This window comes from Microcoleus sp. BROC3 (assembly GCF_036702515.1).
Lineage (GTDB): Bacteria > Cyanobacteriota > Cyanobacteriia > Cyanobacteriales > Microcoleaceae > Microcoleus.
Genome location: NZ_JAUBTQ010000102.1, coordinates 1 through 10,290 on the forward strand (window position 1 = coordinate 1; position 10,290 = coordinate 10,290).

The following is a 10,290-nucleotide window of genomic DNA, read 5'->3' on the forward strand; positions in this document are numbered from 1 at the left end:
TAAGTTATTAATACATTACTTGAAGTTTGACGATATTCCCATTCCTGGGACATTCATACCTTGATTCAGCAACGCCAAAAATCCTTGTATGTGACGGCGGCGACTATTTTGTAATATGGGTAATGCCAAAATTGCGGCTAATCGTTCTATCCTCACTTGTTTCTGAGATTGTAACAACACGCGCGCACATCTTCAGGGTAAGTAACTGTGCTGGAGTAAGATTATTTTCGAGGATATCGTGATAGAATGACGGTAACATATTATTGATTTGGGTCTTGGGGTATTAGCGATACCCTTGTTTTTTATCGCGTTTTTTATCACAACTGTGGACTTTTTATATTTTGATCTATTTTTATCAATAAGCTCAAATTTTTATGAGGGGTCGAGCAAACAAAAACGCTAACCTGTAATGGTTTGGGGGCGCTTGTCGCCCCCTGAAGCGGAGTGGTGAGGTTGTTTTAGAGAAGTTAAATTTTTTGGTTTACTCTAAAAATCAGCAATTAATTCCGAATCCAGCCAATCCTGATTATCCGGTTACTTATATTAAATGAATGAGCGATCGCACTCACTCCAACTAACCGCCGGAATTCCACTGACTCACCTGCTGCAACCGAGACAAAGCACTTTCGGCAGACTCGCGAATGTAAGGATCGGCATCGGGATTAGCCGCCATCTCCTCCAAAACCTGCTTCGCTTTTGTACCTCCAATCGTAGCCAACGCACCTGTTATCGCCACAGCTAAGGCAATATTGTCAGTATTTTCGATCGCCTCCGTCAAGATTTCCAACGCCGGCAAGCCAATTTGTCCCAGTGCCATCACAGAGGAAATGTAAACGACCGGATTCGGATCGCTGAGTGCTTTTTGCAGCCCTTGCATTCCGAGTTCGGGAAAAGTTAGATCTGGATAGTTGACAGCGATCGCCGTTAATGCCTTGGCACAACTCGCCTGAATCGTGACATTTTTGCTATTGAGTAGAGAATCTACCAGCGGCGGTACAGCCTCAGCACCGATTATCCCCAAAACTTGTACTGCCGATCGGCGATAAACGACATCTTCCTCATCCAAAATTCCCATCAATCGGGGAATAGTGGTTTCGTCGCGGGTTTCTGCTAATTCGCTCATTGCCCGCTTCCGCAGGTGCGGATTTGGATGTTTTAGCTGTTGGAACAATTCTTCTTTAGGCATTGTTAAATCTCGATAATTGGTAATTGCTAATTGGTAACTAACAAATCTCGTTAATTACAATATTGCTGCGCTTAAACTCGCTGCTTTTGCCCGAATCAGCAAATCCTCATCGGTCGCCAAAATCTCGCAACCGCTGTTGTCTCCTAATTTTTCCAATGCCATCAAACTAGCATATTTCAAATCCCAAATCGGAGTTTCCAGGCCAATTTTTAGTTCCGCAATAGCGCGCTGGTCGCCTATTTCGCCGAGGGCGATGGCTGCGGCGGCGCGGGATTTTTGGAACTGCGGTTCTCGGTTGTGCAGCGCTTCTATTAGTAAATTGAAAGCAGGGGCGTATTTGAGCCAGCCGAGCAGTTTCATGACGTGATAGTGCGCGCCGTAATCGTTGTACGCTGATTCTGCATAAGTTGCAAGTAAGGCATCCGCTGCTTCATTTTTGTAGGATTCTAGGAGGGTTTTGGTTGCCAGATAACAGCGCCCAAAATCGGTTTCGTAGAGTTCCTTAATTGCAAATTCGAGGCTTGGCAGTTTGTCGTATTCGTGCACTAAATCGAGGTCGTCGGGCCGATCGTAAATTATTCGATCGAGAATCGGTTCAATTTCTGCAAAAGTAATCTCTCCGGCCGGTATGCCGACACTCGCCAGCATCCGCACAGCCCGCAGGCGAAAAACCACAGACACCGGACAGCGGGAAATCTCAGGAATTGCTTTGTAATATTTGGCATCAATTAAGTCTTGAATGCTGCTGCGGCGAGCGTTAACATTGATGCTTTGCAGCATTTCAACCACGCGCGACATCTGCGAGTAATCCCCTGAAAAGTTGCAGGTGGTGGTGATAGCCGCACCTTGAATCATCTCGTCTTCTGAGTCTGCAAACTTGCGAATTCGATCGAGTGCTGCTGTGTAATTCAACTTCGCCAAAGCCTGAATAATTACTCGATAACTTTGACCGGGCTTGTCTAGGAGTTGAGCAATATCTTCTAAAATATCGGGATTTTGCGTGCCGATTTCCCCGATCGCCCAGACTGCATTTTCTACCACGTAACAGTCATCGTCGTGCAAGCAAGAGTGGAGGGAGGTTAGTGCAACTTTTGCCTGCAAGCGTCCCAAGGTTTCTGATGCTTTGCGGCGAACTGCGCGATTGTCTAGGTTTTGGTCTGGATTTTCCACGGCCCCAATCAGGGCTGCAATCGACTGTTCTGTAGAAAAATTTACTAAATGAGAGGCTGCAATGTAGCGGTCGTAAGGGTCGTCGAGTTTGTCCGCCGGCGTTTCCAAAATGGCGATCGCTTGTTCTTCTGTCAGATTAAATAAATTAAAAAAACGTTTATCCATTTACCAATTACCAATTACCAATTCCCCGTTACCAATTCCCCGTTACCAATTACCAATTACCTCTGACCTCTGACCTCTGACCTCTGAACTATTACCAATTACCTATTATAGCAACCGCTAAGACGGTTAAGACGTTATTAATTGCTGAAACATCGGTCGATTCCTTCTTCCTTCTTGCTTCTTTTTACCCGCTCAGCTTAGCCGCTGTAGCCTTCTTCCTTCAACATCTGCTATTACGATTTTAATCTTCCCACAGTTAAGGGACTCTTAGCGCGACACTAAACCCGATTTAGGCTTTCGCAGCGTCCCAAGAGTCCCCCTACGACCGATCGAACTTGCGTCCAACCTAGCCGTCAATTATGCGATCGAACTTTCTAGGAAAGAGAGTTAATCGTGTAGTCAAGGAGAGCACGGAACTCAACCAATGCTTGAGGAGACATATCGCGAGGAGCGCAAGCGCGATCGCGTGTGTACGCCAAAGCAGCAACGTAAGGAGCTGTAGGCAAGTTCAAGGCGCGGTAAACTTCGCGTTGACCGGCAATACCCCATTCATCGAGAGGGCCGGTGCCGCCAACTACCAAGGAGTAGTTGATCAAGCGCAGGTAGTGCTTGATGTCGCGCAGGCACTTGTCTTTCTTGACTTGAGTTTCGTTGGCTTCGCCAGCGTTGTTCAAGTAAGGATATTTTTTGATGCAAGCATCGTAGCCTTCTTTAGCAACTGCATCGATTCCAGCAGCCAGCTTTTCAGCAGCTTCTAAACGAGCAGCAGCGCGTTGAATGCTTCCTTGAACGGACTCCAAGTCAGAGGAGGTGGGGAAACGCCCCGCCGCATCAGCAGCCGAAACTACTGTGGTGATTACTGATTTCATGTTCTGAGATCTCCAGAAATAGATTTTTGACAGTTTGTTTCAATTCAACTGGCAAGGGAGCCAGTAACTATTGGCCTGCTTTAACTAGCTCAGAGCAGAAGCAACGCGATCAAAGTAGCTAGCAGCTTCAGAAGCCAGAGAGGAGCAGTCGCCTTGAGCTGTTTCCATTTTGCGGAAGCGGTTACCAGCTTGAGCTTCTGTATTGGTGCTGTTGATGTGAGCAACGGAGCTAGCTTTCATGATTTGAACTGCACGGGCTGAGGGGCCAGAAGGGACGCCCAGAGCGCTGTAGGTTTCTTTCAAGCCGTTCAAGCAACGATCGTCCAAAACGGAAGCATCACCAGCCAGCAGAGCGTAGCTAACGTAGCGCAGGATGATTTCGCCGTCGCGCAAGCAAGCAGCCATGCGGCGGTTGGGGTAGCAGTTGCCACCGGCTTGAATCAAGCCTTGGTTTTCGCAGACTATGCCGGCGACGGCATCAGAAACTATGCAGCTAGCGTTGCTGGCGATCGCGTTTACTGCATCCAAGCGCTTGTTGCCTTCAGCAATAAAACTTTTCAGTGCAGCGAGTTCAGCGCCACCAATTGTACCGGTTTTGGCATCTGCCGTGATTACGGCTCTGGAAAATGCGTCTAGCATTGAGCTCTCCTTGTGAATAAAAGGTAGAAATCTTGTTATTTAACAAGTCGACTTTGAACATAAAAGACAACGGGCCTTCCAGTCTCATTTATTAGAAACAAAGTAATAATCTGTAACATTTACTTGCCTGGGGCATGGGGCATCCGGCATCCGGCATTGGGAGGATTTCGGGCTGCGACGAAGCCCCTCCTTAGTTCGTCGGCATTTGCGAAACCATATGTATGGTTGATTGACCCGATGGGGTCGATCGTGCTGGCTGCTGGGTTTTCCTCATTTTTCTGCCAATGTGCCTTCTAAAGCTGCGGCGACTACCCTCCAATGCTCGTCCCGCTGGAGTTGGGACAGCAACTGCTTAGCTTGGGAGTCTTGACTACCGTGGAGAGCGATCGCCGCCCGCCACCGGTTCCGCCAATATGAATCTTGCGCCATAATTGTTAACACACTTAAAGCTTCACCCTTCAAAGGCGAGCTTAAGACTTTTTTGAGAGCAAGAATACCAGCTTCTCTAACGGTTTGCGTTTCATCTTTGAGGGCTGCTATTGCTAGGGCCAACAATACGTCAAAGCGATCTGTTTCCACTAACAAAGAGATTACCGTTTGACGAACCAACCAGTTATCGGAAATCTCGAATAGCTGTTGAAGTATAGGAATTGCTGGCTCGCCAAAGTCAAAAATAGAATTAGCTGCCTCAGCGATTACATTACCATCTTCCTCTTCTGCGATCGTCTGTTGCAAAGCTTGAAAAGATGCTTCGCTGCGGTGATTTCCCAAGCCCATGACGGCAAGGCGGCGCAGGGCAAAATTTTCTTCCCTGGCTAGTTTTTGTAGAATAGGGACAGCGATATCGGCGGGGATTTCTGCAAGTTCGTCTAAGGCGTTTTTGCGCACATTCAGTGCTGGCGCGCGCAGGTTATTTTCAATTTCACTCAGGCGATCGCTGTTCATTTTGTAATCAACAATTAGTAATTGGTAACAGTATAATATATAAATGGATGGTGCGAATTGCGCCGCTTATACCAACTCCGGTAGCATCAGAATTAATATTACCCACAGTCAGGACACCGCGAGTGCAATGCCGTGTGCCTACAATTAATCCGCGTAGGAACACCGGACACTCGCGGTGTCCTCGGTATCATTCCGATGCTATCGGAAACGATATTACTATTCAAAAGTAGGGTGTCCACTGCACACATTTCAATTAAATGAACAAGCTCGGTGAGATTTTAAAATAATCACCCAGAGCCTTAGCTTGTGCCTTGCGAATCGCCCGCTTCCCATTCAGAACCTCAGACACCGCTCGAACCGACTCGTACCCAGAGTCACAATGAATTACTTTTACTGTTGATAATGTGTGAGGCGCTGTAAAGGTCGGGAACAATGTAGTGAGGGATGCGCTCTGCGCTTTGCAGCAGCGAAGAGCTATCGCGATTAAACTCCTCTAATGTTTCATTGCCGTCGTCAATCAAAATTGTTCGACATCCTGCCCGATAACCCGCTTCAACATCGTTCAGGGTGTTGCCAATGAACCAAGACGCGGCTAAATCAATACCATGCTCGTGAGCTGCTTTCTGAATCATTCCTGGCTTCGGCTTGCGGCAATCACAATCTGCTGATTTATCATGAGGGCAGTAGTAAAACCCATCTAAAATAATGTTACTCTCCCTAAAGAGGGTATCAAGTTCGTGTAGGTACAAAATTAGCTCTTGTTCAGAGAAATAACCCCGCGCTATACTCGATTGATTGGTGATAACCAACAACTTGTAGCCAAGTTCCGACAATAGTCGTAATGCCGCAACTGCATTACTGACTGGGAAAATCTTCTTCGGGTCAACGTTGCAGGGGACATCGACCACTAAGGTTCCGTCTTTGTCTAAAAAGACTGCTTTTTTTAATGCCATGATGTTGCCAAGTCGAGTGAGTAGTTCCCGGGCAGCCTTCTAGAGAGCCTCCAAGTTAATCCAGGTGGAAGGCATACGAGCACGGGAGCATCTCAATGAAAGCAGCCAAGCTATAAATTGGAGTTTTGAGGCAGGAGTTTTGAGGCAGGAGGCAGAAGGAAAGAGGAAGAAGGAAGGAGCCAAAAGAAGTATTTTTACAAATATGAGATGCTCCCGAAATGTCAAGAGCCGATCGAGTAAAGATTCTTTTAACCCACTTGGAGTGGGTTTTGTTTGTGCAGGCGCGGTTAGAAACCGCAGGCTTTGTCTTTAATCCCACTCTTCCTCCCCCGACTTTTTCTCAATCTGCGAAATTGCCAGTTGCAGCACCTGCCGCACTTGCGCTTCCGACTCCTGATTCAAAGCAGATGCCAGCGGTTCCAAAACAACAGAAAACTCCGGCGGATTTTCGCTAACGCCAATTTTCATCAATGCCAGAGCCGCCGCTTTTCGGCTTTCCCAACTCGCATGGTGCAGCAACTCGACGAGGTTGGGAATGGCGGGTTTGTAAGCAGTATTTGCTAAAGCCGATGCTGCTTCGATTCGCACGGTTTCAGCAGCATCTGTGAGAGCATTAACTAACAAGTTGAAGGCAGCTTCTTCGGGTTCTTCTTGAGCGATTTTGGCGATCGCCCCCACAACAGCAGCCCGCACCTCAACCGAATCGGAGGTGATTTCTCGATACAAAGACTCTTTCGCCTTCGAGCCAATAAACGCCAAAGCCCAAGCCGCGTGTCCTTTGGTATTTTCAGAATATTTGGGCGAGGCTAAAACTTCCAGCAGATGCGGTACTGACGGTTCGCCCAACTGGGCGAGAGCGGCAGCAGAAGAACCTTTGACAACGGTATCCTCATCGTGCAAAAAAGCTTCTAGCAGGTTGGGAAGGGCGATCGGATCGCAAATCAGAGTCAGCGTTTTAGCACTTGCCCTGCGCACAACAGGGTTGGGGTGATGTGCTAGAGCTTCCAGCAAAAAAGGAGTTGCAGGTTTGCCGATTGAGCCGAGGGTTTCGGCAAAATTTAGCCGCATCATTCCCCGCGAATCTCCCATACATTCGACCATCTTTTTGAGAAGTTCGCTATCGTTGGGATTGAAAGTTTTGAGGGCCATTTGCTCCCTCACAGTTTGCAGCAAAGCGTCGCTTTCTGCAGGATCGATTGCTGTTAGAATGTCAGTCATGGGATTTGAGATTTTAAATTTTAGATTTTAGATTGATGCAATTCATATCGAACTTAGCATCAGCGAGATTTGCCCCTGTGAAGGAAGTACCCTCAGCATTTCCAATTTCTCCAACAATAGCAGAGAAAGACACAAACGCAAACCAAAGATAAAGCAGCGACAGCAAACCGAAAAACACACCCCAAAACAGTTTGTGAGTGCTGACAAAAGCGCTAGCCGTTGCACTGAACAAAAAAGCCGCTGCGTAAGCCGCCACACTTCCAGCCGATGCGATCGCCACCTTTGCCAATTGGCTGCGAATCCGGGAACTCACAAAAAACATTAACACCCCGCCGATCGCCATTCCAGCAATAGCAGCCTGGGAATTCTTATTAGTTGCAGTGCCAGCATAGAAAAATCCCAACAAAGCTCCTGATAGAATAGCAGAAATTGTTCGTGCAAATCTACCCGCTTTTGAGGTTTCTGGCTGTTTGCCGGCGATCGCCGAAGCGAAGCCAGCAGCGCTCAATACCCCGTACAGCAACAGAACAAAAGGCCAACTGCCAGACTCCGGTACCTGTCCTTGGGTTCCCAAAATCAGTCGAGTCAGAACATCGCCCACAACGAAACAAATCGCGATCGCCCCAGCACTCAAAACAGCAATCTGTCGCCGAGAAAGCCCGATTTTCGCACCGATAAAATTCGCACCCGCTAACTGAGCATTTCTAAAATTGCAGCCTCGAATATCCGCACCGCTGAAATCAGCACCGTTAAGAACTTGTCCTCGGAACGATCGATTTCGTAAAATTTGATTGCTAAAATTATTGGAATCAGAATAATTCATATTTCAAAAAATGTGAATAAGCTGTTCTGCATTTAAATGGTATGTCAAAAAAAATTAAAGTCTTGTGGGGTGGGCGTCCCGCCCGCCCTGAATCTACAATTTAAATGCGCGACAGCTTATACCCTCTTCTCTTCTCTCTCTTCTCTTGCTTGGCGTCCTTCCCTTCTTCGCGGTTCGTTTAAAAAAAATCTCTTTCACCAAATGAAACTAACTGCTGTACCCAATATCAAACAAATTGCGCCTATCATCGGTCTCGGAATATTGCTCGCACCAATACTACTCTACAACATTCCCTACTTTTTGCGTCCCAAACAAACAAACGAAGCTCGATCGCTCTTTCAAGGAATAGCCTACCGCAGGGAATTTCTGCCTAATCCGCGTCCCACCCTAATTCACATTGTTAGCATCGACCTAAAAGCACCGGGAATAGGAATTTTTGTCACTCCCGGAAACCCAACAGCCGATTTAACAGAAACCAATGCCCGCACCGCTACTGAATTCCTGAAAGAATTTAAATTGCAATTAGCAGTCAACGCCAATTTTTTTTATCCCTGCATTGAGGAAACACCTTGGGATTACTATCCCCGCAGCGGCGATCGAGTCAATAATGTCGGACACGCCATTGCCAAAAGCCAAGCTTATTCTCAACCACATTCAAACTTTCCCGCCCTTTGTTTTGATGCCACAAACCGCGCTCAAATAATCGAAAACGGCACTTGTCCTTCGGGAACAGCCCATGCAGTTGCCGGAGATACTTTGCTGGTGAAAAATGGCAAACCCGTAACACAAAGTCAGGAAGAACGCAAACAGGATCGACCCTATCCCCGTGCAGTCGCGGCGATCGACAAAACAGGCGACAAGTTGTGGTTAATTCTGGCAGACGGCAAGCAGAGGCTTTACAGTGAAGGTCTGAAACTGAGCGAAATCACTGACATTTCGATGCAGTTGGGAGCCGAGACAGTGCTAAATTTAGATGGTGGCGGATCGGTAACTTTTGCAGTAGCATCGCCGTCAGGAACGAAACTGTTGAATGCTCCGATTCAGAATAAAATACCCATGCAGGAACGTCCTATTTCCAATCATTTAGGGTTTTACGCGCGGGAGAATTAGGGTTGTAAATTGCGCTTTCATCTCCGATAATCGCGGGTTAAAACCGATTGTACCGTGCACTGCGCCCAAGCCACAGGTTGTAAATAATCGGCGGTTGAAACCACTCCCAGACAAACAAAGTCTGCCTGTGCAGACTCAAATCAAGAGGGTGCGCGTACATTCTTAAGACCAAATTCGGCTTAAATAGCCGCTCTATTTCTTAGTCACTCTCTCCTGGCTGGGACTTGGTTTGTCTAGCAGCAATTAAATCGCCGATTTTGATATTAAAGCCCGCTTTAATTAACCCTCGACTGTAATATCAACTAAACTGGCTCAACTTTTCAATCAAACGATCGAAATAAGGAGCTAATTTTGCTCGATCGCCAGAATCGCACCGCTTCAAACTAGCCGCTTTGATACCTTCCAAACCCAGCACCATTGCCGGCAAAGGAACGCCCAATTCTTGATAAAGCAAATTCATGTAATGCAGTCCTTCATCGCTGGTAAATTCGGCGGTATTTCCCGCAATTCCATAGGTAATGCAGCGGAGAAAATGCCAGAAATCTCGCCAACAAGCTTCTGCCCTGGCTGGGGGATAAAGGTCGCCTCCAGGCTGAGAAATATTGGGATATTCCGCTAAAACTTGTTCCCGGGCTTCGGATACGATATCCGCCGCACTGTCGCGCAGGAACTTGGCATTACTAACCGATTTTGGTTCGGATGAGTGAAGTTGTTGTAAATCTTCATCGGTGAGATAGCGGCCTGCATCGTCAGCAGCTTGAAAGAGTTGGATTTCTGCAGGAGAGTGGGAACTTTCCCAGGCGGCTAAGCTGACAATTCGGGCTTTCGGGATTAATTCTTTGGCTTTTTCGCTTAATTGGAGAGTCATAGACAAAACATCGATCGATAATTACTAGCAGATGGCATATTTGAAGTTTACCGCAATTGCGATCGTCGCCATCACCCGAAACCAACTTATATCAATTCCGGTTGCACGAGCGAAATGATTGTTGATTGTTGACTGTTGACTCGGGGTCGAAAAACTGAATGGTTGATTGTTAACTGTTGACTCGACTTTATTATGCCGATTCAACCCGAAACCCACTTAAATCGGGAGTAGGCTAATTGAAGATTGTTTAAATTTTGACTGTTCTCCAAAAATTATATCAAATCCGGTAGCATCGGAATTAATATTAGCCACAGAGGACACGGCAGTGCCGTGTCCCTACAATT

Annotated in this window: 10 protein-coding genes; 1 reads left to right on the forward strand and 9 read right to left on the reverse strand. The window is 47.0% G+C overall.

Features of this window, described 5'->3' with window-relative positions:
- Window positions 1–574: 574 nt before the first annotated feature.
- The 8 genes from QUB30_RS31960 to QUB30_RS31995 form a co-directional block, all read right to left on the reverse strand.
- Complete coding sequence (locus QUB30_RS31960) at window positions 575–1,186, reverse strand: HEAT repeat domain-containing protein (protein WP_333342102.1); 612 nt, start codon at window positions 1,184–1,186, stop codon at window positions 575–577.
- Window positions 1,187–1,240: 54 nt separating this feature from the next.
- On the reverse strand, window positions 1,241–2,521 hold the full coding sequence (locus QUB30_RS31965) for a HEAT repeat domain-containing protein (RefSeq protein WP_333342104.1): 1,281 nt from the start codon (window positions 2,519–2,521) through the stop codon (window positions 1,241–1,243).
- 374 nt (window positions 2,522–2,895) lie between these two features.
- Window positions 2,896–3,390 (reverse strand): bleomycin hydrolase, encoded by a 495-nt coding sequence (locus tag QUB30_RS31970; protein WP_333342106.1) that lies wholly within the window; start codon window positions 3,388–3,390, stop codon window positions 2,896–2,898.
- 84 nt (window positions 3,391–3,474) lie between these two features.
- The gene (locus QUB30_RS31975) at window positions 3,475–4,029 is read right to left on the reverse strand and encodes a bleomycin hydrolase (RefSeq protein WP_333342108.1); all 555 of its coding nucleotides are present in this window, start codon (window positions 4,027–4,029) and stop codon (window positions 3,475–3,477) included.
- 270 nt (window positions 4,030–4,299) lie between these two features.
- Window positions 4,300–4,974: a HEAT repeat domain-containing protein gene (locus QUB30_RS31980; RefSeq protein WP_333342109.1), complete on the reverse strand. Its 675-nt coding sequence runs from the start codon at window positions 4,972–4,974 to the stop codon at window positions 4,300–4,302.
- Between the two features lie 374 nt (window positions 4,975–5,348).
- Window positions 5,349–5,927 (reverse strand): HAD family hydrolase, encoded by a 579-nt coding sequence (locus tag QUB30_RS31985; protein WP_333342111.1) that lies wholly within the window; start codon window positions 5,925–5,927, stop codon window positions 5,349–5,351.
- A 309-nt stretch (window positions 5,928–6,236) separates the two neighbouring features.
- Window positions 6,237–7,145 (reverse strand): HEAT repeat domain-containing protein, encoded by a 909-nt coding sequence (locus QUB30_RS31990; protein WP_333342113.1) that lies wholly within the window; start codon window positions 7,143–7,145, stop codon window positions 6,237–6,239.
- Between the two features lie 13 nt (window positions 7,146–7,158).
- Window positions 7,159–7,968, reverse strand: a complete 810-nt coding sequence (locus QUB30_RS31995) for a pentapeptide repeat-containing protein (protein WP_333342114.1) — start codon at window positions 7,966–7,968, stop codon at window positions 7,159–7,161.
- Window positions 7,969–8,169: 201 nt separating this feature from the next.
- Here QUB30_RS31995 and QUB30_RS32000 point away from each other — a divergent pair, with 201 nt between their 5' ends.
- On the forward strand, window positions 8,170–9,078 hold the full coding sequence (locus QUB30_RS32000) for a phosphodiester glycosidase family protein (protein WP_333342116.1): 909 nt from the start codon (window positions 8,170–8,172) through the stop codon (window positions 9,076–9,078).
- A gap of 298 nt (window positions 9,079–9,376) precedes the next feature.
- Here the strand turns inward: QUB30_RS32000 and QUB30_RS32005 are convergent, their stop codons facing one another.
- Window positions 9,377–9,946 (reverse strand): phycobilisome protein, encoded by a 570-nt coding sequence (locus QUB30_RS32005; RefSeq protein WP_333342118.1) that lies wholly within the window; start codon window positions 9,944–9,946, stop codon window positions 9,377–9,379.
- Between the last annotated feature and the right edge of the window lie 344 nt (window positions 9,947–10,290).